The sequence below is a fragment of the Alishewanella aestuarii B11 genome (genome assembly GCF_000280055.1).
Classification (GTDB): domain Bacteria; phylum Pseudomonadota; class Gammaproteobacteria; order Enterobacterales; family Alteromonadaceae; genus Alishewanella; species Alishewanella aestuarii.
The window spans coordinates 66,304-91,872 of the sequence record NZ_ALAB01000011.1 but is presented as its reverse complement, the minus strand read 5'-3'; the positions used below and the strand labels follow the sequence as shown (position 1 = coordinate 91,872).

Here is a 25,569-nt window from a genome sequence, read left to right as displayed (position 1 = left end):
AAAAACCCCACTGTTTAGCGGTACATTTCACATCTGCTTGCTATGCTAAAACGTAACTAACAGTGTCTGCAACTTTTGTTGACAGCTGCAACGCCAGCGCATCAACACGAATTGCTTGCAACTTGGCTTAAAGCATTCTAAGCTAAAGCTTTAGTGGTCAGACCTCTTATCACAGGAGTTTACAATGAGTGTGTTTCTGCTTTGTGTTGCCCTGCTGGTGGCGACGGGCGTTCTCGCCTATCACCGCGCCAGCCTGACATTATTTACCGCCGTACTCGGCGCTATCCTACTACTGGGTACCTTTAGTGGCGTCGCAGGCGTTTTCGCCTGGCTGGTCTTTTTAGCCATTGCCTTACCCCTGAACATTGCGTCCGTGCGTCAACAGCACCTGACCAAACCGCTGTTAAAGCTGTATCGCAAGATTATGCCGGAAATGTCCAGCACCGAAAAAGAAGCCATTGACGCCGGTACCACCTGGTGGGAAGGCGATCTGTTCCGTGGCAATCCGGATTGGCACAAGATGCACAACTACCCGCAGCCGCGTTTAAGCGCTGAAGAGCAGGCCTTTTTAGACGGCCCGGTAGAAGAAGTGCTGGCAATGTTCGACGACTGGCATGCCACCCATGAGCGGGCCGATCTGGCCCCGGAAGTGTATCAGTACCTGAAAGACAAAGGCTTCTTTGCCATGATCATCAAGAAAGAATACGGTGGTCTGGAATTTTCTGCCTTTGCCCAGTCTTGCGTGCTGCAAAAACTGACCAGTAAGAGCATGATGTTATCCAGCATCGTCGGCGTGCCAAACTCCTTAGGCCCGGGCGAACTGTTGCAGCATTATGGTACTGATGAGCAAAAAGCCTACTATTTACCGCGTCTGGCCAAGGGTATCGATGTGCCCTGCTTCGCCCTGACCAGCCCGGAAGCCGGCTCTGACGCCGGTGCCATTCCGGATTTTGGTGTGGTATGTAAAGGTCAGTGGAATGGCGAGGAAATTCTCGGCATGCGCCTGACCTGGAATAAGCGTTATATCACGCTGGCACCGATCGCCACTGTACTGGGCCTGGCTTTCAAACTGCAAGATCCGGACAAACTGCTGGGTGATAAAGAAGATCTGGGCATCACCTGTGCGCTGATCCCTGCTAATACCCCTGGTGTTAAAATTGGCCGCCGTCACTTCCCGCTAAATGTACCGTTCCAGAATGGTCCAACTCAGGGTACTGAGGTATTTGTGCCGCTGGATTATATTATCGGTGGTCCGAAAATGGCGGGCCAGGGCTGGCGGATGCTGGTGGAATGTTTATCAGTGGGCCGAGCTATTACGCTGCCATCGAACAGTACCGGTGGTATCAAGGCTGTGGCGCTGGCAACCGGTGCCTATGCCCGTATTCGTCGTCAGTTCAAATTACCTGTTGGTAAGATGGAAGGCGTAGAAGAAGTGATGGCGCGGATTGGCGGTTATGCCTACATGGCCGATGCGTCAACGGCAATGTCAGTGAGTTCGATTGACCTGGGCGAAAAGCCGTCGGTGATCTCTGCTATTACCAAATACCATATGACCGAACGTATGCGTCAGGCCATTATTGATGCGATGGACGTGCATGGTGGTAAGGGGATCTGTATGGGCCCGAACAACTACCTGGCCCGCGGTTATCAGGGTGCACCGGTAGCCATTACCGTAGAGGGTGCCAATATCCTGACCCGGAATATGATTATTTACGGTCAGGGCGCGATCCGTTGCCATCCTTTTGTACTGGCTGAACTGCAGGCAGCACAACTGACAGACGAAGGCGCAGCTGTCACGGCTTTTGACAAGGCACTGTTTGGCCATATCGGCTTTGCGATCAGTAATTTCTTCCGCACCTTCTGGTTATCGTTAACCGGCGGCGCCTTTAGTCACGCCCCTTACAACGATGATACCGCCCGCTACTACAAGCAAATGAACCGCTTTAGCGCAGCACTGGCACTGATGTCTGATGTGGCCATGGGCACCCTGGGTGGTGATTTAAAACGTCGTGAACGGATTTCAGCGCGACTGGGTGATATTCTTAGTATGCTGTATATCACGTCATCTGTGTTAAAGCGTTATCAGGATGAAGGCCGTCAGGTGCAGGATTTACCGCTGGTGCAGTGGGCCTGTGAAGATAACCTGTTCCGCGCTCAGGTCGCCTTAACCGAATTGTTCGATAACTTCCCGAACCGCGTTGTCGGCGTGGTATTAAAGCGTATCGTGTTCCCGTTTGGCCGTACCTTGCGTAAGCCGTCAGATAAACTGGATCATCAGGTATCGCGGATTATGATGACACCTTGTGAAGCCCGTAATCGTTTGGGTAAACACCTGTATCTGACGGTAGAGCCAGGTAATCAGTTAGGCCGTGTTGAGCAGGCGCTGCTGGATATTCTGGCTGCAGAGCCCCTGTTTGATAAGGTCAGCAAAGCGTCCGGTAAACGTTTACCTTTCTTCCGGCTGCATGAAGTGGCAGATGAGGGTTTACAGCTGGGCGTGATTAATCAGCAGGAAGCCGCCTTACTGCGTAAAGCAGAAGAAAGCCGCTTATTTGTGATTAACGTTGATGACTTCGAGCCGGAATATCTGGCCGCGGATAAATCATTAAAGCAGCAAGCCAATGGCGCTGAAGCCCTGAAAGCCGAAGCAAAGAACGCTGAAGCCGCGTAATCGCCATCTCAGCTGCCAAAGCTGAATCGGCATAGGGGAGATCATATTATCTGATCTACCCCTGCCACACCACCCGGCATGCGGGTCCGCACCGGGCGGTTCGAGAAGTTGAGGTCAGGAGAGTCGCACCAGTCCTTGCCTATCGAAGTAGCTTATCGTCAGTACCGTATGGAGTAACATCTGACTGTTTCGCCACCAGCTGCGGCAGTTTCCGGCAATCCGCTTCGCGACACTTTCTGAGCCGCCAAGCTTGCGTACCATTTCATACGCGCGCTTGCCATGCCGCCACTGCTTTAGCTGAATAGCTCTCAGACGATGTCTTATCCATTCATCCAGCCTTTGCCAGATGTAAGGCGTTTGGGATAACCCGAAATAACCTTTCCATCCCAGCATATAGCAACGTAACCCAGCAATCACTTCACTTAGACTGCGCCCTGTCTGGCGGCGTGTTAACTGCTTTACCCGTGTTTTGAAACGCGTCAGTGCCGCTTCAGATACCGCGCGTTTAACCTCGCCTCTTCGGGTTCGCCACAGGCTGTACCCTAAGAATTTTCGGCCAAACACACTGCCTACCGCGCTTTTGCTTTCATTCACTTGCAAACGCAGCTTCCCATAAAGCCTGCGCAGCCACGCCATCACCCGCTCTCCTGCTTTCTGACTGCGAACATATACATTGCAGTCGTCCGCATAACGGGCGAACCGATAGCCGCGTTGCGCTAAAGCTTTATCAACCTCATCCAGTAGCACATTCGCCAACAACGGCGAGAGCGGTCCACCTTGTGGTGTGCCTTCCTCGCGCGTTATCACCACGCCATTAGCCATGATACCGGCGTTCAGATAGGCTCGGATAAGATGCAGTACGCCTTTATCATCCAGCCGTTTGCTCAGTCGGTCCATCAGAATGTCATGGTTCACCCGGTCAAAGAACTTTGACAAGTCAACATCAACGACTATCTGATAACCCTCCTGCACATAGCGCTGAGCCGCTAATACCGCGCTTTGGGCCCGTCTGCCAGGTCTGAAACCATAACTGTGCTCACTGAATTGCGGGTCCAGTTTCGGTTGCAGTACCTGAAGTAACGCTTGTTGGATAAGCCGGTCCGTCACCGTTGGAACACCCAGCTCGCGCTCGGTGCCGTCGCTCTTCGGGATACCGACCCGGCGTACCGGTTGTGGACGATAACTGCCGTTTAGTAGCTGCGCTTTGATAGCCGGCCACTGCACCTTAAGGTGCTCTGCCGTCTGCGCTATCGTCAGCCCGTCTACTCCGGCGCTACCTTTGTTCGCTTTTACGCGTTGCCACGCTAAGCGCATGTTCTCTCGCGCAAACGCCTGCTCAAGCAGGCCTTGCCCTGTGTGTTTGAACTGTTGTTGCGGGAGTACCGTTTCATCACGGGTAGGCACCAACAAGGCTTCACCTTGCTGTCGCGAACCTCGCTCCAACACTTTGGACATCTGATGCATGACGTTATTCATCAACAACGCGTTTCACACTCCTTCTCGTTCGGCCCTTCGTGTTATCCACTACTACGGCCTCTGCTGACTTCTCGCTCCGTATCACTACGTCGCCCTTTCAGGCATAAGGCGAGAGCTCCCCAGGTAAGAGCGCATTCCTTCACTGCACAACCGCCGGATTTACGTCACAGAGCTTTGGCTACGAGAGCTTCGCAGAATTATGCCTGCTCGCCCTGCTCAGTCACGCCTCATATCCGATTCTTGTTCATCGGCTCGCAGTTTCGCTCCACGCTTCCTCCCCACAGTCCGTCGCCGTTCTGCAGTTGCGCTTCACTTCATTCGCTGTAGCCAGCTTATGGGAGGACTTGCACCTCCAAGAATGCGCCCATGCTGGGCGCACATAAAAAAGGCCGGTCAACAGACCGGCTTTTTTATTTACCACCCTGCCAATTAAGTTAACTGAGCTCGCGGCAGCAATTTTGTTAAATAAAAAAGGAGCCTGCTATCGCGGCCCCTTATGCTTTATATCCCGGCAGCTGATCCGCTGCCGGTAGATGTCGCTATTAGGCGCGACGACGCATTAACAGCAAACCAGACAGGATCAACAGTAAGGCCGCTGGTGCTGGCACCTGAGCCGGATTAATGGTTAGAGCTAAACCACTGCCGGTTACATCGATAAATTGATTATCAAAACTCAATACACTCAGCTGAGCAGGGGTAAGGCCTAACCACAGCTCTCCAACACTGCTGGCTAACAGGCTAAAGGTAGCAAGTACGAAGCTGTTACCTTGCTTTGATGCCAGCACGCTCTCGTCAGCCCAAATATCGGCATAATTAGACACAAAGATCACACCGGCGTCCGCATCGTGATCATCAAAAGGATAGTCCCCCAGCCCATCATCAAAACCGGTACCAAACTGCCAACCCAATAGGGTTAACAGTGTCTTCGGATACAGCATTTCTGCAGTAAAACCGCCAAGTGTTTCAGAAAAATCAGAAATTTTCAGTGTTACCGTGATGGTTTCACCCAGTTGATACACACTACGCTCGGAATGCAGCTGAACTAAAGCGGCATGACTGTAGCTACTGAAAAATAAAACTATCGTTAAGAGCATTGCTTTCATTATTTTCTTTCCTTATCAAATTATTGTGGTATGGCGCAACGAGGTAAATCACACAACAACATCATACTTCTGACGTCCAGCTGATTGACAACACCGTCACCATTAAAATCATATTCCGCGCCCAGCAAGGCTGGCTGACGCAACAATTGTTGGAACACAGTGATATCCCGACTATCAACAACACCGTTCTGGTCCAGATCACCACGCTTGACCGGCTTTTGTAAATTCAGCTCAATAATCAGCGGGTCATGATCCGAGGTACGGAACGGATCCGCATTATAGAAACTGGCTGGCTTCGGCAAGTTGCTTGCCAGATTGGCTTCGCTGTAGTTAAAGTTAACGATTTCATCGGCATTGATATGCCAGGGCGCTGCGGCGACTACTTGTGATAGCAAGCTGCTGCTGACCATAGCATGATCCAGACTACCGGCCTCACCCATAAAGGTGTAGCTATATTCAGGCTCTTCGTTTAGTACGGCAACATTCACAAAACCGGCATTCTCCAGAATGCGCATCGGATCTTCTTTAGCATAAGCATTAAAGTCGCCCATAATCACATAGTCCGGGTCGGCAATGCCGGTCGGATCCGTGGTTAACCAACGGCCCAGCGCCGCTGCTGCGCGGCTACGCCATTGATTCCAGCAGCTTTGACCATCACCGGAATCCGCATCAGCGCCAGTGGCAGAGCTGGAACAAGACTTGGCACGTAAATGCACGGCGACCGCAGTAAAGGCTGCGCCCTCTGCGGTGACAAAGCTCTGCGCCAGCGCCGGACGCTGTCTGCTGGTATCAAAATCAGCATCTGCCGACTCATCCAGCACCGCGAAAGCGCCTTGCGGTACCACGCTGCCCCGCCGGAAAATAAAGGCCGGTTTAATAGCATCAGTACCAACACTGCCGGTTGCCACATAGTCCCAGTCGGCACGCAGATCCAACTGATTCAGGCGCTCAACTAATAACTGCAGCGTGCTGTCATCAGCGTCGTTTTCAACCTCAATCAAGGCCACCATATCGGCGTCAATCGCCAGTAAGGCAGAGACAGTTTTCGCCAGTTGCCGCTCCAGTTCAGATACCGTGGTAGCACCACGACAGGCTAACGCATTAGGACCACAGCTGTTACCACTGACGTTCAAGGTAGTAAACAGGTTCTCGACGTTAAAGTTAGCAATCCGCAGATTACCGCGCTCAGTTTGCGGCGCTGCGGTACGTGGATTACTGCTGCTGTCGTAAACCGGCGTTCCGACCGGGCGTAAACGGTAGACGTTAAAGCCATAACCGAGAATACCCTGATAACCCGCTTTTAAAGTATAACCATTGCGGATAGGGTTAGTTGCCGAAACCTCAGTGATACCATCTTCGCCGACAATAAATGGCTGGCGGAAAGTACCGGTACGGCCATTCTCCAACAGCAAACGGTTACGGGCATTAGCGGCCGAAAGTTGCCGTGCTGCCTCACCCGGTAATACTAACTGAGTAGGGGTAAATAAACGGCCATTTGACAGCGTCACTTCGCCAAAACGGACTGCGTTAAAGACATCAGAAACCGTCAGATCGGTGGCGGTTGTCAGTAACATACCTTCTTTAGATTCCAACTCTATAAAATCATTAAATGGCAGTGTGATCGAGGATGCCGATACCGATGATAATTGATTAGTGCCACAGTTCGCCCACTGAGTTAACGCTGTGATCTGCGTTTCTTCAAAGTACTCGGCAACAGTGCCTTCTACCCGCAGCAGATCGCCAACTTGCACTTGCAGATCGGTACCTTCAGCATAAACAAAGACACCCTCAGAGGTTAGCGGATTGTTGTCAGTACGATAATCCGGCTCCTGCAGATAGAAACCGCGCAGACTACCTGGCGCCGTATCCATGAAAGTCGCAGTAACCACAGCCTCTACCTGAACGCGGGCGCCTTGTAACGGGCTCTGGAAGCCCTGTCCCTGCAAACGGTGAATCGCCAGCGCCGGGTTATAACAGGCAAAGTTTTGCGCCGGTAACGGATTATCGGCAGTCAGGATCAGATTTGATAAGCGCCAGGTGCTGCAATTGGCGACAGCCTCCGTCTGATAGCGATAAGCCAGATGCAACTGCCCGCTTAAATTGGCAAACTGCTCATAATCACCAAAGCGTTTTGGCACGTTATTCTGAGTAAAGTCTGCGCCACTGATCTCGGTCAGTAATAGCCAGTCCGCCGGATTAATCGCGCCCGAACCGTCATAGGATACCGAGTAATACACCTCCAACGGATTAACGCCGTTAAAACCGCGGGCAATATCGAAATTTAACCGCTCAGCACTTTGCTGATCCAGATTAAAGGCGGGAGAGACCAACCAGCTATCAGCGATATTACACTGTGGTTGACCAGACACAAAGCCGCTGATCGTCACGTTACGGAAGCCGCTATCCCAGCTCCAGCTGGTGCTCCCCTGGCGGTTAACTACTGTCCAACCTGCTTCAAAGGGGTTAGTGGCAAAATCACGGTTGTATACTGTAATGCGGTCAGCGTCGGCAATCAGGCTGCCGCTAATCAAAATATTGTCAAAGCGGTTATTGCCGGTAGCGTTAGTCGCGCCTGTCAGGGTAATTTTAAAAAACACCTCAGCCTGGTCGTTCAGCTCGCTAACGTCCGATAAATCGAACTGCCGTAGCGTCATCGCCATAGCGCCGCTGTTAGTATCAGTCGCAACAAGCTGGTAATTTTCACCATCAACTGACCAGGACAAGGCGCGACTGTTAAAGCCCGTTGCAGTAGCTTGCTGCGCCCAACTAATGTTGAGATTGGCCAAACCCGTGCTACTGACCTTTATCAGAATACTTGCACCATTATTACTCAGGTTGTTACCACCCTGGATAGATAGCGAGCCACCTGCCGCATAACCACTGAGAGAGTTGATGGTCGAGCCAGCAAAGGACTGTAAATACTGATAACTGCCATTTGCCACCAGCGATTGATCGAAGTTAAGCAGAGATAGCTGTCCCTGCCCTTCATCAGCTGACTGCGGAAATGAGGCCGGATTAAAGGCTCCGCCGCTTGGCAAAGTGTTGTTATTTTGTGCCCAATAGGCGATAGGTTGCTGCGCGAGTGCGCTCTGCATCAGTAACACACTGAGCAGGATTATTATTATTCTCATCTTTTGTCGATTCCAAAGTTAGGCGTTATGCGCTTAGTCAGTACCTACTTACGATACAGACCTGTTCCCGACGGCAAAACGGGAAACTAGACTACTGCAACTAAATGACAATTTCATTAACACTTCATCAGATAACGTAAATTCATGTTAAAACCATTTTTAGACGTCTTTACACCTAAAATACTGGCATTGGATGAATTTTTCCGCTTTACTGCTGTTTTCAACCATAACAGGACATCCAGATGTTTAAAGTAAATCAGTATTTCGACGGTCAGGTCGCGTCTATCGCCTTTCAGGGAGAACAATTACCAGCAACTGTGGGCGTAATGGCAGCGGGAAACTATGAATTTGGTACCAGCCAGCACGAGGTGATGACAGTGATCAGCGGCGAGCTGACGGTAAAATTACCCGGTAGCGACAGCTGGCAAACCTTTTCCCGCGGTCAATCTTTTCAGGTGCCGGCTAATGCAAAGTTTCAGTTGCAAGTCGCCCGCGATACCGCTTACCTTTGCACCTATCAGTAAGCAGTCTGAACGAGTGAATTATGCGGGGCATGCGCAGCGCGGCCAAACAACCTGAACCACAAAAACGTAGCTATGCCATGTCATTAGGCCAGAGTGTGCAAACCCTCTGGCCTTATTTAATGGCATTTAAAGGCCGGGTGTTGCTGGCGTTGCTTTGTCTGATTGCCACTAAAGCGGCAACCCTGCTGGTGCCCTTTGCGTTAAAAGAAATTGTCGATGCGCTGGACTCCGGCCGCCAGGCGCTGTTAGTGCTGCCACTGGCGCTGATCCTGTTGTACGGTGGTCTGCGTTTTGCCACGGTATTTTTCGGTGAGCTACGCGATGCCCTGTTCGGCCGGGTCACCGAACATGCGATGCGGCAACTGGGTTTAAAGGTATTTCAGCATTTACATCAATTGGAACTCAGCTTCCATCTGGATCGGCAAACCGGTGGCATTAGCCGCGATATCGAACGTGGTACCAATGGCCTCAGTTTTCTGATGCGCTTTTTAATGTTTAATATAGTACCGACCCTGCTGGAGATCCTGGCGGTGGCGGTCATTTTCAGCCTGTTGTTCTCTCCGCTGTATGCGTTGATTACCGTGGTCGCGGTTGCGCTCTATATCTTCTTTACCGTCTATGTCACGGAGTGGCGCAATAAGTTTATCCGCGAAGCCAATCAGGCCGATAACACCACCAATAGTCGCGCCGTCGACAGCCTGCTGAACTATGAAACGGTTAAATACTTTAATAATGAACAGCATGAAGCCCAAATTTATGACGGCTTTTTAGCCAGCTGGGAGCAGGCGCGTTTAAAGAACCGTCTTAGTTTACTGCTATTAAACTCGGGGCAGGCACTGCTTATTGCACTGGCAGTCACTGCTTTGATGTATCTGGCAGCCCGCGATGTGGTCAACGCGCAGCTGAGTCTGGGCGAGTTGGTGATGTTAAATGCCTATTTAATTCAGTTGTTTTTGCCGCTGAATTTCCTGGGGTTTGTCTATCGCGAGATCCGCAGGGCTCTGACCGATTTGGAAAATATGCTCGGACTGCTTACCCGCAAGCCAGCAATCGTCGATGCGCCAGATGCCCGGCCCTTGCAGCTGCAGGCAGCGGCAATCAGCTTTCAGCAGGTCAGTTTTCGCTATCAGGCAGAGCGGCCGATTTTACAACAACTGAGTTTTCAGGTACCAAGTGGCAGTAAGGTCGCAATCGTTGGCGCCTCTGGTGCCGGTAAAAGTACCATTGCCCGCCTGTTGTACCGTTTTTATGAGCTGGACAGCGGACAAATTCTGGTCGATGGCCAGGATATCCGGCAGCTGACTCTGGACTCACTGCGCCGGGCTATTGCGATAGTTCCGCAGGATACGGTGCTGTTTAATAGCAGCATTCGCGAAAACATTGCCTATGCCAACCCAGATGCCAGTGCCGCCGAGATCGAACGCGCCATTGACCTGGCGCACCTGCGGGACTTTATTAACAGCTTACCGCAACGCGATCAAACGCAGGTTGGTGAACGCGGTTTAAAAGTATCCGGGGGGGAGAAGCAGCGTATTGCGATTGCCCGAGCCATCCTGAAAGGCTCGCCGATCCTGATCTTTGATGAGGCCACCTCGTCACTGGACTCACAATCAGAGCAAGCGATCCTCAGTGCGATGCGCGAAGTGGCGAAACAACATACCAGTTTAGTGATTGCGCACCGCTTATCTACCGTAACCGATGCCGACCAAATTCTGGTGTTACAGCATGGTCAGTTGATTGAGCAAGGGAATCATCAACAGCTGCTGGCCGCTAACGGCAGTTACGCCAGAATGTGGCGCCAGCAGGCTGAACAGCAGTCGGAATAGTTAGCCTGACCGACAGCTCGCCGACGGCGATTGCACAATTTTTGTGCGCCAGATCAACTGTAGGCCAACTGCAGTCTGCTACAGTTAAGGCGGGTAGCACAGCAAACAGGAGCCGCAGATGCCATTTCAAGAGCTAAAACGCCGCTTACTTAGCCGTAAATTAGAACTGGAACGTCAGGTCGCTGCAATTGAACGTGATTTTGCCATGGGCCGCAGCGCTGATTTTAGTGAACAGGCGCAGGAGCGTGAAAACGAGGAAGTCCTCAATGCGCTGGAACAAAAGGATCGGTTAGAGCTGCAGCAAATTGAACGCGCCCTGGCGCGTATCGAACAGGGTACCTATGATCAGTGTGCCCGTTGTGGTGACAATATCAACGTAGAACGCCTGAATATTATCCCCTTTACTGAGCGTTGTATTAAATGCGCTAAATAGCGCTGTCTTAGCGCTACTCTAGCGTTGCAACGCGCTGTTGTCACACCGTCCACACACACCAGCCGGCCGCACTATCGCGGCCGGCTGTTTTACTGTTCAGCTCTGCTGCTGCGCTTTGACTCTGAATACCAGGGCGTACAATACCGGTACCGCAATCAGTGTCAGGACGGTCGCAAAAGCCAGGCCGGCCATTATGGTCACCGCCATACTATTAAAGAAGGCATCCCACAACAGCGGTAACATCCCCAGAATAGTCGTGAGCGCAGCCAGGATTACCGGCCGGATCCGGCTGGTACTGGCTTCGATAATGGCTTGCAGCTTGTCAGTTTTTTGCGCGCTTTGCAGATCAATTTCATCAACCAGCACAATGGCATTTTTCATCAGCATACCCGATAAACTGAGGAACCCCAGCAGCGCGGTAAAACCAAAGGGTAAGCCGGATGCCAGCAGGCCTGCCGCCACGCCGCAGATCGACATCGGCACAATCAGCCAAATCACCAGCGGTTGCTTTAGCGAGCCAAACAGCAGAATACTGATCACCAGCATCACGATAAAGCTTAGCGGTAACTGCGCCGCCAACGACTGCTGCGCCTCAGCTGAGCTTTCATACTCACCGCCCCAACTAAGCTGATAGCCGCTGGGTAGTGGCAAGGCCTCAACCTTTGCTTTAATACGCTTTAACGCCTGGTCAGCGGTATAACCCAGTGCCGGCTCCGCTTCGACGGTCAAGGTTCTTAAACGGTCACGGCGCTGAATTTTTGCCTCTTCGGTTTGCGTTTGCAGCCCATTAATCACCTGCGTGATCGGAATATAGGTATTGTCGCTGGAACTCCAGATCATCCGATCATGCAGGCGGTCGATATCAAAGCGCTCCGAGGCCGGCGGTCTGACCACGATCGGGATTTGCTTATCATGTTCACGGAAGACACCGCTGCGCACCCCGGTGCTGGCAAACTCCAGCGTTTGCGCCAAATCAGTACGGTTAATGCCCGCGACCCGTGCCCGCTCCTCGTTAAAATCCGGAACGATCACCAGCTCACGCTGCCGCCAGTTTTGCCGTAAATCGGTAATACTGGCATCCTGGCGCATCAGCTCGGTAATTTGCTGCCCCAACTGGCGCAAAATACGCTCATCCGGCCCTGATACCCTGGCCTGCAGCTTGGCACCACTGCCCGGGCCGAACATCAGTTGCTGGGTGTAGATTTCAGCCTGTGGTAAGCGCGGCGGCAGTTCAGTGCGTAGCCGCTGCATCAGCGGTGGGATCTGATCGCGGTGTGCGGTACGGATAATCAACTGACCATAGGCCGCATTCGGTTGCTCCGGTGCATAGGTCAGCATAAAGCGACTGGCGCCCGAACCAATAAAGCTACTGACCGATTCCACCTCAGGCTGCGCCATGACAAAGCGTTCAATCTCTGCCAGATCGCGTGAGGTCGCCCGGATATCCGAACCTTGCGGCAAAAAGTAATTCAGATAAAAGATGGGGGTGTTAGAGGCCGGGAAGAACACCTGCTTAACCTGACCAAAACCGATCACACTAACCAGGGTTAACAGCGCTAGACCACCCAGAGTTAGCGCCCGCTGGCGTAGTGCCAGGCGCAATAAGCCGGCATAACGCTGGTAGAACTGACCTGCATAAGGGTCCTGATTGGCACTGTCAGCGCTGACTTTAAACAGGTAATGCGCCAGTAACGGCGTGACACTGATGGCCAGCACCCAGCTGAGCAGCAGCGAAATAGCAATCACCGCGAATAACGAGAATAAGAATTCACCGGTGCTGTCCGGCGACAGGCCGATACCGGCAAAGGCCATGATACCGATCACCGTCGCTCCCAATAACGGGATCTGGGTCCGACTGGCTGCTTCGCCGGCAGCCTGGCGTGAACTCTGGCCGCGCTGCATATTAATCAGCATGGTTTCGGCGACAACAATCGCATTGTCAACCAGCATCCCCATCGCAATGATCAGGGCACCAAGCGAAATCCGCTCCATCTCGATATGGGCTAGCTTCATAAAAAATACCGTGCCCAATACCGTCAGCAACAGGGTACCGCCAACGACCAAGCCAACACGCCAACCCATGGTCAGACATAGCACCGCTATCACGATCACTACGGACAGCACCAGATTGACGATAAAGTCGTTAATGGCGTTATCGACTACCAGATGTTGCTGATAAATCGGATGTAGGGTAACCCCTAATGGGATCCGCTCTGCAAGACTGGCCAGATGCCGGTCGACCGCTTTGCCGACATCGACAATATTGGCGTCCGTCAGACCGGAAATAGCCAGCGTAAATGCCGGCTGGCCATTGAAGCGGATCAACTGTGTCGGCACCTCTACCTCGCCACGGCTTACCGTAGCGACATCAAAGATACTCAGTTGTTCAGTAGAACCAGGTTTGCCGATACGCAGATTCTCAATGGCTCTGATGGAGTCTAAGCCCGGCTTGCTGATCAGCCGTACCCTTTTATCGCCGACCTGCACCGAACCTGCGGCCGCTACGGCATTCTCGGTTTGCAAGGTATTGACCACCAGCTGCAGCGGCAAGCCGATGCCCAGTAAGCGTTCCTGCGAAATTTCAACGCTGATTTGCTCTTCCGGCTCACCGGCTGTTTGCACCTTAGCGACGCCGTTAACCGTTAACATTTCGCGGCGTAAAAAGGTGGCCAGCTCACGGATTTCGCGATCCGAAAAGCCCTCGGCGGTTACCGCATAAAAGATGCCGAACACGTCGCCAAAGTCGTCATTGACGATCGGTTTCATCACCCCAGCGGGTAAGCGCATACTGGCGTCATTGACCTTGCGTCTGAGCTCATCCCAAATTTGCGGCATCTGACTGCCATCGTATTTATCCTGAATTTGTACCCGGATCTCCGATTTACCAGGCATCGACTTGGAGGTAATACGTTTTAACTGCGATAACTGCTGAATGCCGGACTCCAGCAGCTCTGTCACTTCTTCCTCCACCTCTACCGCCGTCGCTCCGGGGTAGTAGGTCATTATCACCGCTTCTTTCAGCGTAAAGGCCGGATCTTCCAACCTGCCAATACTGACCAGCGCCCATAAACCGCCTAAAAAACACAGCATAATCAATAACCAGGTATTGATTTGCTTTTCTATTGCATAACTGGCAATCCGCATCAGACCGCTCCTTAATAGGCTACAAAGGGCTGAACTTGCTGCTCAGGTTGCAGCTGATAGATCCCGGCTGACACCACCTGCTCGCCACGGCTTAAACCACTGATTATCTCCACCTGCTGCTCACGAATACTACCCACCTGCACCGGTACCCGCTGCACGCTTTGCGTCTGGGCCTGATAGCGCCAGACATAGAATTGGTCCGGTGTGGCAGTATCCAGCGCCGATACCGGGATCAGTACCGCACTGTTCGCCGCCACTTTTTCCGTGACGACGTTGACGGTCATACCAGGTAATAAATTCACATCCGGCAAACGTGGCATGGCAAAAGACACCTGATAGGTTTGGGTCAGCGGATCAACTTCGGTTGCGTGCTCGCGGTAGGCCAGGGGATAGCGCTCAGTGGCAGACTCTGACAAGCGCACCGAAACCAGATAATCACTGGTATCCCGCACCTGGCGCATAATCTGCTCCGGCACATTGATATGTACCCGCAGCTCGGTAATATTTTGCACTCTTAATAACGGCGTGCCGGCGGCTACGGTAGCAAAGCGCTCGACAATACGCCGGGTTACCAGCGCATCGAAGGGCGCTTTCAGTTGGGTATAGTCCAGATTACGCCGGGCATTTTCCAGCGCGACCCGGGCAATCTCAAAATTGGTTTGTAACTGATCAAAAGCAGACGGTGTTAAAATCCCCTGCTCACGCAACGGCTTGCCCCGCTCTAAATCACGGCTGGCCTGCGCCAACTGCACTTCGGCTTGTTCCACTGCTAACCGGTAATCTGCTGGGTCCAGCGCGGCCAGCAATTCCCCTGCCGGAACCACCTGACCTTGCTGCACGGGTAGCTCTGTTACTCTGCCGCCAACCTGAAACGCCAGATCCACTGTACTTACCGCATCAATACGCCCGACAAAATGCCGGCTACTGGCCTGATCTTCGCCATTAACGGTATAAAGTTTCACCGTTGGCACCGCCACTGTTGCCTGCTGTGGTGCGTCCGAGCAGGCACTTAGCCCGACGACTAAACTGGCAATCCACCATGATGATTTCAGTGTCAATTTCATGCTTGCAGCTCCCGTGCCTGTTGCACTAATAATTGTTCCAAATCGATTCGCTCCTGCTCAGTGAAGGGCGAAATATGCAGTAAATCATGAAAAACCAGGGCTTCGCTGGCTAAAAACAATAACAAGGCCTGAGGTGATTGCTGATGCTCGGCCAGCACTTGCTGCAACATCACAATATTGTGTTGCTGTACCGGTTTAAGTAAGGCTGGTTGCTCAGCCGCAGCGGCCAAAATGGCCATAGCAGTATTGCCGGCAATTTGCCGGGTAAAGGAAGCTCGGGTTTGCAGCAACGCAGCCAGCGTCGATTGCTCCAGTTGCGTCTGTTGCTCGCGCCGGCAATCGGCCTCATCCAGTAAATGCTGCACCATGGCGCTGATCAGTGCCTCCTTGCTTGGAAAGTGATAGATCAAGCCCCCCTTACTGACGCCTGCCGCTTTGGCAACAGCGTCCAGAGTAACTTTGCCGGCGCCTTTATCTGCTGCAACGCTAAGCGCGGCCTGGATAATCTGGCTGACGGTGATCTGGGCCTTTTTGCTCAATATGCTACTCCTGTGTTCCGCCGGGCTGAGATTACGGCCTGGCAGGCCACCCGAAAAAACCGACTGGTTGGTACAGTAAATTATTATAGAATAACTGGCTTAAACTGCAATAAGCCGGCTGAAAAATGACTATATTTTAGTTATTCTCGCTATAGGCTTGGAAAGCAAAAAATTAAAACCAATAAAAACAATGCATTAAATATTGGCATACTATTGGCAAGTATAGCAGGGAATAAAATCACTGCTGGCAGATAGCGGCTGTCAGCGTGCGGATTTAGCGTTACACACAGAAAAAGAAGGATTGGATGATGGGCGTGCTTCGGTTAGTTTTTAATATCTTCTGGTTTATTCTAGGCGGCTTTGTGATGGGGCTGGCTTGGTGGCTGATTGGGCTGATTTGTTTTATCAGTATTATCGGTATTCCATTTGGCCGCGCCTGCTTTGTGATGGGTGAACTGGCATTCTGGCCTTTTGGTCAGGACACCATCAACCGCCGCTATCTGAATAAGGCGGACGACATCGGCACTGGTGCCCTTGGTACTATGGGGAATATTATCTGGTTTGTGCTGTTTGGTATCTGGCTGGCAATTGGCCATTTGTTCCATGCTATTGTCTGCTTTATCACAATCATTGGTATCCCCTTTGGTCTGCAGCATCTGAAACTGGCCGGCCTGGCAGTAGCACCCATTGGCAAAACGGTGATTAATAAGCAGCGTCTGGTCTGATCCCGGAACCAGGCCGGGGCGTAGAAGCAGCATCTGAGTATCACTATAGTATGTCGATGATTGCGCCTCTGGGTTATGCGGGTTTAATCCCCTTTGTCTTGTTACCATTTTGCAGCCTGCTCTGGCCTTTGCTTGCTCCGGCACAGGCCATGCTGTTGTTTCAGTTCTACAGCTGCCTGATCTTAGGTTTTATGGCTGGCGTGCTATGGCCGGTATTATACCAGGCGCCAGAGCCGTCAAGCCGGGCCCTGTGGGTAGTCAGCTTTCCGGTACTGGCAATCCTGGCGTTAGCACTGCTACCCGCATATAGCCTGCTGGCGCTCGCCCTGCTATTCGCAGCCTTAAGGTGTTATGAGGTTATCAGCGGTATTAATCAGCGCTATGCTTTGCCTTACCGTAGCCTGCGCAATCAGCTCACCTTTGTCGTAATACTGTGTCATCTGGGGTTTTATGTCGCCTACTAAGGTCAGCACCACTGTAGATAAAAACGTGGATAAAAAGCTATTTTTCGATGGCAGCTGCAAATTGTGTCGGCATGAAATGAGCTGGCTGGGTCCGAAACTCAGCGGCAAAATTGAGCTGATTGATATCAGTGCGCCTGCCTTTACCGGCTTTGCCGGGGTAACGCGCAGCGCCATGCTGGCTGAAATCCATTTGTGGGATGGCAAACGCTTTATTACTGCCCTGCCCGCTACGCTCTATTATTGGCGTTTAGCAGGTCTGCGCTTTTTACCCTGGCTTTTGAGTTTACCGCTGATTACTTCGCTGGCAAACCGGGCGTATTATTTCTGGGCAGCCCGTCGCAAAGGCTGTAGCGATGGCCAATGTGACCTTTAACCGACCAAGTCTGAACAGCTCGAGCCCTGAGAGTAAATAAATGCGTCGTCCCCGTCGTGCGCCCAGCCGGGCGCAAATTCATACCGATGCCCAGCTATTGGCGCTGCACCAGCTAATTGCCGATAAGCTATTGGCTCAGCCTGAGCTGGCAGCGCCATTACTGGAAAAACTGGAGCTGCGCTATCAGAGCGGTTTAATTAAACATTGGGGCTATATCCGCTGGTACAGTATGCTAAGCCAGCTTGACCAGCCGGAACTGTTTCGTCGCGCCCTGCTGGAAGACAGTGAGAGTATGCGCCGGCTACGCCGCAAAACGCTGCTAACCGGTATTCTGACCGAAACCGAACGGCAACAGGTGTTAAGCCAGGAATTTTCTGGCTAAGATAAGCTAATTACTACAACAACTACTCCAAGGAACTGCTTATGCACGCTCGATCCTATCTGGCGCTGTGCTGCACGCTTGCCCTGTGCGGTACAGCTATGGCCAGTGAAGGCAGCCGGCTATTACGCCAACCCGATATTTCAGCCAATCATCTGGTATTTGTTTACGGCGGCGACCTGTGGCTGGCGAACCGTGATGGCTCGTCACCAAGGCAACTGACCAATCACCCGGCGGCAGAGTTTGCGCCCAAGTTCTCACCTGACGGCAAGTGGATCGCATTTTCAGCCAGTTACGATAACAACACCGATGTCTATCTGATGCCGGTAAGCGGTGGTCCGGCACAGCGTCTAACCTGGCATCCCGGCGCCGATATCGTCAATGGCTGGAGCCCGGATGGTCGCAAGGTCTTGTTCGCCTCGAACCGCGAAGTGGCCAATAGCCGCAGCAATCAGCTGTATCAGGTCGCCGTAACCGGCGGCTATGAAGAAAAACTGATGCCGGCTGTCGCCTTCGAAGGCCAGCTGTCGGCCGATGGCAAAAAATTGGCGTACCGTCCAAACAATATGGCGTATAGCGGCAGCAGTGGCTGGCGGCTGCATCGTGGTGGCAGCACGCCACCGATCTGGATCCTCGATCTGGAACAAGCTCAGCTGGAAAAAGTCCCCCAGCCCAATGCCAATAATTTCAACCCGTTCTGGTTACAGGATGAGGTGTACTTCTTATCTGACCGCGATAACCAGGCTGTCAATTTATTCCGCTACCGTGGTCAGCAAGTGGAACAACTTACCCAATTGCGTGATTGGGATATCCGCTCAGCAGCTGGCTTTGACAACACCGTGGTCTATGAAGCCGGTGGCTATCTGTATCAGCTGGACCTGAGCAGCGGGCAAAGCCAGCAGCTGGTAGTGCAACTGAATACCCAATCAGAGCAGCGCCGGCCACAATGGAAAGATGCCAGCAAAACCCTGACCTCTGCCCGCTTATCCGCCACTGGTCAACGCGTGTTACTTAGTGCCCGCGGTGATATTTTTACTGTGCCAGCCAAAGAGGGCTCTACCCGCAATCTGACGCAAAGCTCCGATATTCGCGAATTTGATGCGCACTGGAGCCCGGATGGCACTAAGGTGGCGTATCTTTCTGATGCCGGTAATAAGCACCAACTGGTGATCGCCAGCCAGGATGGCAGTGGCCGGCCGCAACTGGTGGAGTTAGCGAATCCGGGCTATTACAATCTGCTCGCCTGGTCACCTGACGCTAACCTTTTGGTATATCAGGATAATCATCTTAATTTATATGCCTATGATGTGAAGCGTAAACGCGAGCTGAAACTGGATACCTCCTTGCGCCGCCAGGGCTTTAGCGTCAGCTTCTCGCCGGATAGCCGTTATCTGGCCTATACGGTGGTGGGGGAAAATTATTTTAGCCAAATCAAAGTGTATGACTTTACGCTGCAGCGCAGCCAGCAGCTAACGGATGGCCTAAGCCATGCTACCAGCCCGGTATTTAGCCAGGATTACCTGTACTTCGCAGCCTCGGTAAATACCGGCCCGGCTCAGGTGGGGCTGGATCTGTCGACGCGGGAGCGGCCGGTACGCTCTGCACTATATGCTGCCGTGCTCGCTGCGAATGGTAAGTCGCCGTTGTTACCGCGAAGTGATGAAGAGAGCCCGAAAGCGACGGCAACGAAAACCGAGGCCGATGATAAGGCGGCGACCGTCAAGCCGGTACAGCTGGACCTGATCGGTATTCAGGATCGGATTGTCGGCTTACCGGTTGCCGAACGCAACTACAGCCGGCTTAGCGTCGCCAGTGATGGTGCCCTGTTCTATCTGGAACTGCCACAAAGCGGTGCCAGTAATGAGCCACCGGGCAGCGACACTCGCAACAGCGCCAGCTTGTATCGCTTTGATTTTAAAGAGCGTAAACCGGCCCTGGTGCAGCAGGGGATCAGCGACTATCAGCTGAGCGGTGATGGCAAGAAGCTACTGTTGGTGAGTTTACCAAACCGCCTGCAACTGGCGGATGCAGTAGCCAAGCCTGAACCCAAGGCGCTGGATTTAAGTCAGGTGCGCAGCTTTATCGATCCGGCAGCCGAGTGGCAACAGATCTTTAATGATGCCTGGCGGATGCAGGTGGAATATTTCTACGATCCGGCACTGCATGGTATCAACTGGCAAGGGATTTACGATAAGTATCAACCAATGCTGGCCCACGTGCAGCGGCGCGAGGATCTGAACGACGTGCTGGTTGAGATGATTGCCGAGCTGCAGGTTGGCCATAACCGGATTGGCGGCGGCGATGTCTACCAGGCTGCCAGCACCGGCGTAGGCTTGCTGGGAGCCGATTTTGAAATTGATAATAATCGCTACCGCCTGAAAACCGTCTATCAGGGTGATCGCTGGAGCCCCTTCCTGCGCGCGCCGCTGGCGACGCCTGGCGCCAGTGCCAAGGCCGGCGATTACCTGCTGGCCATTAACGGTGTCGAGCTCACTGCTGCGCAAAATATCTATCAGTTGTTAGATAATACGGCTGGCAAGCAAGTTCGCCTGACGCTGGCCGACGATGTGCGCGGCCGTAACAAACGCGATATTACGGTAGAGCCAGTGACCGATGAAAGTCAGCTACGGCTCTGGCATTGGGTAGAAAACAATCGTAAACGGGTGGAAGAAAAGACCCAGGGCCAGGTTGCCTATGTTTACCTGCCAAACACGGCCGATGGCGGTTTCTACTTCTTTAACCGGATGTTCTTTGCGCAAACCGAAAAGCCGGCGCTGATTATTGATGAGCGGAAAAATGGCGGCGGTCAGGCGGCGAACTATATCACCGAAATCCTGGCCCGGCCCTTCCTGGCTGGCTGGAAAGATCGGGCCGGTGCCGGCTTTACTACGCCGGGCGCCGGAATCTATGGCCCGAAAACCATGCTAATTGACCAGGATGCCGGCTCAGGCGGCGACTTCCTGCCCTGGGCCTTTAAACGGTTGGGATTGGGCAAAACCATAGGTACCCGTACCTGGGGTGGTCTGATTGGTATTTCGGCTAATCCAGCGATGATCGATGGCGGCTTCCATGTGGTACCCTTCTTCCGCTTTTACACGCCGGATGGTGAATGGCGGGTGGAAAACGAAGGGGTGGCGCCGGATATCGAGGTAGAGCTGGATCCGATAGCCGTCAACCGTGGCATCGATGTGCAGCTGGAGCGGGCGATTGAACATACGCTGCAACAGCTAAAAGCCAACCCACCGCAGGACCACCGGCAGGCGCCAGCCATGCCAACCAAGTTGGGGTTGTAAGCATTAGTGCTGCATACAAACACAGCACGCTCTAATAAAACGCCGGCACAGATTTAACGCTGTTGCCGGCGTTTTTTCGCCCGGCACCACTATACTTAACCGAGTATTTAAGCCGGAGCCAAAGCGACCAATGGAAGCCCCCACTAAAGCACAAATTCTCGACACCGCCTTACAGCTGGCTGCGGCCAGCAGTTGGGAACAATTGCGGCTATGCGATATCGCCTCAGCTCTCAAGTGTCCGCTCAGTGCACTCTATCAACAGATCAGCACCAAAGATCAGCTGGCCGACGCCTGGTTTGATCGTGCCGATCAACAGATGCTAAGCAACTACTATCAGGAGCGGTCAGCAAGCGAGCGCTTATATTTGGCCATTAGCAGCTGGCTTAATGCTCTGGCCCCTTATCAACAGCAAACCGGGCAAATGTTGCTGTATAAGCTGGAACCGGGTCATGTTCATCTGCAGGCAGCGGCGCTGCTTAGGATCAGCGCGACGGTACAGTGGCTGCGTGAAGCAGCAGCACTTAGTGCCAGTGGCCTGGCGCGAATTGGTCAGGAACTGGCACTAAGCGCGCTTTTTGTCGGGGTTTTTATCTATTGGTTAAATGACCGTTCAGACGGGCAACAGCAAACACTGCAGCTGCTGCAACGAAAACTGAATGCTGCAGATAAATTGGGTCTATGGCGCTAATTAAAGACCGGCTTCTTGGCCCTGCTCGCTGGCTCGAAATTCTGACTTTTCCCGCCCTACCTGATTAAAAGGTAGTTGCTCTTTCTCGATCCAACGCTCAGTTTGGGTGCGGATCTCAGGCCAAGGATGATCTAGCATGAAATGGTTGGTATAGGGCAACTGAATGTGGGTGATATTCGCATCATCCTCGAGATTTATAGCCGGTGCAATCCAGTCAAACTCGCCACTAAATACTAATACAGGTTGATTAAGTCTGGCTGCGCTATAGTTAAAATTTAAGGTTTCAGAATCTAACTGATTAATTTCTAAAATATTTGTCAAAGCCTGTTCAACCGATGCTTGCGGAATCAAACGCAGCAGTAATCTGCGTTGTTTAGCTCGTGCAAATACTGTATTGCCAACGGTCTTAAAATCTTGCATTGGTGCTATCGCAATCGCGCCAAGTACCTTTGGATGCTGATTCATAAAGGGTTCAATACTGCTTGTCCCCATTGAAAATCCCACCAAGAGTACCGGCCGCTCTGGATAACGTTCAGCAAGTATCTTGGCCAATAAATCGGCATAACGTAAACCAAAATCGAAAGGCTGCTGATAAGTTGGGCCATCAGCAATAATTGGGAAAAAACCGATATCATTTAACCAAGCGGCATAGTTAATCATTTCGGCCGCATGCATAGTATAGCCGGGGAAAATTACTGCCAGAGGGGCAAGCTCGTCTTGTATATTCAAACTAAAGGTAACATTATCAATAAGCCGAGTATCATCTATAAAATGATAATCATAATTTACATTAAAGTTATTATCTTCAAGGCTCTTTTCAACACTTAAATCATAATAATGCAAGCAATGTACTTGCTCATTTTTTGATGCAGAAAGACAGTAGTGTTGCTGCTGATAAAAATGCTGCAATACTATAGGTAGATATTCTGAAGTACTTTGAGCACTTGTTAGTTTTCTTTCAATAAAGGCCGCACAGCCAAGCAACTGGCTTAAGACCAGCACAGCAATCAGATAGCGCATACCTCAAGACTTCCATTTCATTAACACCAAACGGAATAATAACAACGAAAATGCAATTTTCAATATGCATTTTTAATACCCTATCGCCGCCTTTGCTGCCACAGCAGATATAAACCACAGAGCATAATCACAGTGGCACCAAGCAAAACACTGCGCCCCGGATACAGTTGCCATAACGCAATATCAAAGCCAATGCCCCACAGCAGCGCTGTATACTCAAAGGGCGCGACTATTGCCGCCGGCGCAATACGAAAGGCTTCGGTAATAGTAATTTGCCCCAGAAAGCCACAGACACCAATCAGCAGATAGACCGGCCATAGCTGCGCTTGTAACGGCTGCCAGTTCGGCAAAGCCAGCGCTGTGGCGCCCAGAGTTAAAAAGGTCATCAGCCAGAACACCATATTGGCAGCACTGTCTGAGCGCGCCAAAACCCGCACCGAAATTGCCGACACGGCGTAGCAACAGGCCGCCAACAGTGCCGCTAAAGCACCTAAACTTAGCCACTGCCCGGCATCCGGTTTTAACATATAGCACACCGCCGCCAGGCCCATCACCAACACCAGATACTGCCGCGGTGCCACATACTCTTTCAGCCACCAGGCCGACAGCAGGGTAATAATAAAGGGTGCCGCAAAGAAAATGGCATAAGCATCGGCCAGTGCCAGCGTTTGCAAGCTAAACACAAAGGCCCAAAGCATGGTAATACCGAGCGCAGCGCGCAGCAGATGCAGCGACCAGCGGGTTTGCAAAATCTGCTTAATGGCACCACTGCTACATAACCAAATGACTACCAGCGGCCAGGCTAAGGCACCACGCAGTGCGGTGATTTGCATCGGGCTATGATAAGCAGTCAAGGCTTTCATACCGGCATCCATCGCCGAAAAAAACGCCACTGCCAGCAGCATAGCGATAATGCCGCGCAGCGGACGGTCAATCAGGGGTTGCGACATGACTTACTCTTCATCCTCAGGCAACAACAACTGCCTCTCACTGCGCCAAACGCGGATCACACTGACTGCTGAGCTATCACGCAAATAAAGGATCCGAAACGGCGGGTAAATAAGCTCGCGGATATGCGCCTGACAAAACTCAGGCACTATACGTCCAACATCAGGCTGTAATACCAGATTTTGGACTTTGTCTAGAATCGTCGTGACAAAACGCTGACCGACTTCAGGTACCGCTTGTGCTGCGTAAAAAGCTTTGATTTCCTGCAAATCTTTGATGGCAGAGTGGGTAATTACCAGCTTCACTTAATCTACACCAAGTAACGACTTAGCCTGCTCCAGTGTCACGGTATTACCATCACGGATATCCGCTAAACCTTGCGCTACTGCTTTAATAAAACGTAGCTCCTCAGCGGTATTTTCATAATCGGCAAGCGCTTGCACAACAGCGACACCGCGTCCACGGCTGGTTAACAGTACAGGTCTGTGAGTTTCGTTGACCTGATTAACCACCTTACCCGGATTAACTTTTAAATCGGATAATGGAATAACATCTTCCGAGAATTTAGTCTGCATTGTTGTTACCTCATCGCAATTGATGCTTTTAATAGCACCTGTTAAAAGGTGCTGTCAAGTTTGCTGTTTCCATAAGTTTAATGCGGGCTTTGATATCGCAGATGACGACTCCGGTACGACGAGCATACCGGAGTCGGAGTGCGGTTTAGCATCCGCTTTGGTGTCAGGTCTGATATCGCAGGTGACGACTCCGGTACGGCAAGCATACCGGAGTCGGGATTAGATGTTGTTAAGGTCGTTAAACGTCAGGAACAGCGCTAAAATGAAGAGTCATTAACCACGAAGCCTTGCTCGGCAAGCCAGTTAAATGCCAGTTGCTGCTCAAGACCACCCTGTTTTCAACCCAAATCTGAAACGCTTTTGCTTCGACCATTAATAGTCCCCTACCTGCCTGCGTAAAGCATAGCAGCTGAGGATCTTACTGCTTAGCGCTAACTTGATATGGCTTAAGGATTGAGCTTATAAATGACATTCACGCTTTTTTGCAGTGTAATCTGTTTCGGCGCTAATAAGGCCCCGGCTATGCCGCTGTCGGCACTCATTTTCTCCATCCGGCCATAACTTACCTGGCCACCGCCAAAGCCAAAATCACCGGCCAGATTACCGAAACCGACGTTCTCGGTAATGGCAAACACGGTGCTAAGCTTTACGCCTTGCGCCGCGGCTAAGCGGTTGGCACGGGCACGGGCATCCGCGCCGGCTTTTTCACTTAGCGTCAGTTCAAATTCCTCGCGTTTGCTGTGATCAAAGCTGCTGTGAATAGAAAAAATCTGTGGCTGGGTAAACAGATAATCCATTACCGTCACATACTGCTCCAAATTCGTCAGTGTCAGGGTGATCGGCTGACTGGCTTCATAGCCGGTGATGGTTCTGTCCTGGTAGTCTTTATACAGCGCTTCTTTATTGATCTGCGCCGCATCCAGTGCTTTCTCAGTTAAGCCTTGCGCTTGCAAAAACTTCAGCAAACTTTCGCCTTGCTGATACACAGCCCGGGTAGCCTGTTCAGCAGTTGCCCCCGTCTGGCGTAAGACAAAGCGGATCTGAGCTTTGTCGGGGGCCACTTCCAACGTCGCCTGACCGGTAACATTGATAAACGGAAAATCAGGTAACGGACTGGCGGTGACACTGGCAGCAGCAACTAACAGACTAAAAGCGGTGGTTAATCTCAGCATGATGGTTCTTCCCTTTACATA

Annotated in this window: 21 protein-coding genes; 10 read left to right on the top strand and 11 right to left on the bottom strand. The window is 52.0% G+C overall.

Annotated features, from left to right (window positions below):
- The first annotated feature begins 184 nt into the window (after nt 1-184).
- Nucleotides 185-2,671 carry an acyl-CoA dehydrogenase FadE gene (fadE, locus tag AEST_RS06385; RefSeq protein WP_008607881.1) on the top strand — a complete coding sequence of 829 codons (2,487 nt, stop codon included), beginning with the start codon at nt 185-187 and terminating at the stop codon, nt 2,669-2,671.
- Nucleotides 2,672-2,785: 114 nt separating this feature from the next.
- Here the strand turns inward: fadE and ltrA are convergent, their stop codons facing one another.
- The 3 genes from ltrA to AEST_RS06370 form a co-directional block, all read right to left on the bottom strand.
- A complete protein-coding gene (ltrA, locus tag AEST_RS06380; RefSeq protein WP_238534566.1) occupies nt 2,786-4,135 on the bottom strand; it encodes a group II intron reverse transcriptase/maturase in 1,350 nt (449 codons plus the stop codon).
- Between the two features lie 554 nt (nt 4,136-4,689).
- On the bottom strand, nt 4,690-5,250 hold the full coding sequence (locus AEST_RS06375; RefSeq protein WP_008607878.1) for a hypothetical protein: 561 nt from the start codon (nt 5,248-5,250) through the stop codon (nt 4,690-4,692).
- Between the two features lie 20 nt (nt 5,251-5,270).
- Nucleotides 5,271-8,381: an ExeM/NucH family extracellular endonuclease gene (locus AEST_RS06370; RefSeq protein WP_008607876.1), complete on the bottom strand. Its 3,111-nt coding sequence runs from the start codon at nt 8,379-8,381 to the stop codon at nt 5,271-5,273.
- Nucleotides 8,382-8,623: 242 nt separating this feature from the next.
- Here AEST_RS06370 and ppnP point away from each other — a divergent pair, with 242 nt between their 5' ends.
- The 3 genes from ppnP (at nt 8,624) to AEST_RS06355 (ending at nt 11,164) form a co-directional block, all read left to right on the top strand.
- Complete coding sequence (gene ppnP / locus AEST_RS06365) at nt 8,624-8,905, top strand: pyrimidine/purine nucleoside phosphorylase (protein WP_008607874.1); 282 nt, start codon at nt 8,624-8,626, stop codon at nt 8,903-8,905.
- Nucleotides 8,906-8,925: 20 nt separating this feature from the next.
- Nucleotides 8,926-10,731, top strand: coding sequence for an ABCB family ABC transporter ATP-binding protein/permease (locus AEST_RS06360; protein WP_083840396.1), 1,806 nt, complete (start codon nt 8,926-8,928; stop codon nt 10,729-10,731).
- A 118-nt stretch (nt 10,732-10,849) separates the two neighbouring features.
- Entirely contained in the window at nt 10,850-11,164 is a 315-nt protein-coding gene (locus AEST_RS06355) for a TraR/DksA family transcriptional regulator (RefSeq protein ID WP_008607872.1), read from the top strand.
- A gap of 96 nt (nt 11,165-11,260) precedes the next feature.
- Here AEST_RS06355 and AEST_RS06350 read toward each other — a convergent pair whose 3' ends face one another.
- Genes AEST_RS06350 through AEST_RS06340 form a run of 3 tightly spaced genes read right to left on the bottom strand, consistent with a single transcriptional unit; the run spans nt 11,261 to nt 15,911 of the window.
- Nucleotides 11,261-14,308, bottom strand: a complete 3,048-nt coding sequence (locus tag AEST_RS06350) for an efflux RND transporter permease subunit (RefSeq protein ID WP_008607871.1) — start codon at nt 14,306-14,308, stop codon at nt 11,261-11,263.
- Nucleotides 14,309-14,319: 11 nt separating this feature from the next.
- Complete coding sequence (locus tag AEST_RS06345) at nt 14,320-15,372, bottom strand: efflux RND transporter periplasmic adaptor subunit (protein WP_008607870.1); 1,053 nt, start codon at nt 15,370-15,372, stop codon at nt 14,320-14,322.
- Nucleotides 15,369-15,911 carry a TetR/AcrR family transcriptional regulator gene (locus AEST_RS06340; protein ID WP_008607869.1) on the bottom strand — a complete coding sequence of 181 codons (543 nt, stop codon included), beginning with the start codon at nt 15,909-15,911 and terminating at the stop codon, nt 15,369-15,371. The genes AEST_RS06345 and AEST_RS06340 overlap by 4 nt, the downstream gene beginning before the upstream one ends.
- 308 nt (nt 15,912-16,219) lie before the next feature.
- On the opposite strand from AEST_RS06340, the gene AEST_RS06335 reads away from it, so the two are divergent.
- The 6 genes from AEST_RS06335 to AEST_RS06310 all read left to right on the top strand — a co-directional run bounded on the left by AEST_RS06335 (nt 16,220) and on the right by AEST_RS06310 (nt 21,833).
- Nucleotides 16,220-16,636 (top strand): YccF domain-containing protein, encoded by a 417-nt coding sequence (locus AEST_RS06335; protein WP_008607867.1) that lies wholly within the window; start codon nt 16,220-16,222, stop codon nt 16,634-16,636.
- 50 nt (nt 16,637-16,686) lie between these two features.
- Nucleotides 16,687-17,100 carry a DUF3429 family protein gene (locus AEST_RS06330; RefSeq protein WP_008607866.1) on the top strand — a complete coding sequence of 138 codons (414 nt, stop codon included), beginning with the start codon at nt 16,687-16,689 and terminating at the stop codon, nt 17,098-17,100.
- Nucleotides 17,087-17,473, top strand: a complete 387-nt coding sequence (locus AEST_RS06325; RefSeq protein WP_008607864.1) for a thiol-disulfide oxidoreductase DCC family protein — start codon at nt 17,087-17,089, stop codon at nt 17,471-17,473. Before AEST_RS06330 ends, AEST_RS06325 begins: the two co-directional genes overlap by 14 nt.
- A 40-nt stretch (nt 17,474-17,513) precedes the next feature.
- Nucleotides 17,514-17,855, top strand: coding sequence for a hypothetical protein (locus tag AEST_RS06320; protein WP_008607863.1), 342 nt, complete (start codon nt 17,514-17,516; stop codon nt 17,853-17,855).
- 41 nt (nt 17,856-17,896) lie between these two features.
- Nucleotides 17,897-21,145 (top strand): S41 family peptidase, encoded by a 3,249-nt coding sequence (locus tag AEST_RS06315; protein ID WP_008607861.1) that lies wholly within the window; start codon nt 17,897-17,899, stop codon nt 21,143-21,145.
- A gap of 130 nt (nt 21,146-21,275) precedes the next feature.
- The gene (locus tag AEST_RS06310; protein WP_008607860.1) at nt 21,276-21,833 is read left to right on the top strand and encodes a TetR/AcrR family transcriptional regulator; all 558 of its coding nucleotides are present in this window, start codon (nt 21,276-21,278) and stop codon (nt 21,831-21,833) included.
- Here AEST_RS06310 and AEST_RS06305 read toward each other — a convergent pair whose 3' ends face one another.
- The 5 genes from AEST_RS06305 to AEST_RS06285 all read right to left on the bottom strand — a co-directional run bounded on the left by AEST_RS06305 (nt 21,834) and on the right by AEST_RS06285 (nt 25,548).
- Complete coding sequence (locus AEST_RS06305) at nt 21,834-22,853, bottom strand: alpha/beta hydrolase (RefSeq protein WP_008607857.1); 1,020 nt, start codon at nt 22,851-22,853, stop codon at nt 21,834-21,836.
- Nucleotides 22,854-22,933: 80 nt separating this feature from the next.
- Nucleotides 22,934-23,803, bottom strand: coding sequence for a DMT family transporter (locus AEST_RS06300; protein ID WP_008607856.1), 870 nt, complete (start codon nt 23,801-23,803; stop codon nt 22,934-22,936).
- Nucleotides 23,804-23,806: 3 nt separating this feature from the next.
- Nucleotides 23,807-24,106 (bottom strand): type II toxin-antitoxin system RelE/ParE family toxin, encoded by a 300-nt coding sequence (locus tag AEST_RS06295; RefSeq protein WP_008607855.1) that lies wholly within the window; start codon nt 24,104-24,106, stop codon nt 23,807-23,809.
- The gene (locus AEST_RS06290) at nt 24,107-24,376 is read right to left on the bottom strand and encodes a type II toxin-antitoxin system Phd/YefM family antitoxin (protein WP_008607853.1); all 270 of its coding nucleotides are present in this window, start codon (nt 24,374-24,376) and stop codon (nt 24,107-24,109) included.
- Between the two features lie 446 nt (nt 24,377-24,822).
- Nucleotides 24,823-25,548, bottom strand: coding sequence for an SIMPL domain-containing protein (locus AEST_RS06285; protein WP_008607850.1), 726 nt, complete (start codon nt 25,546-25,548; stop codon nt 24,823-24,825).
- Nucleotides 25,549-25,569: the final 21 nt, after the last annotated feature.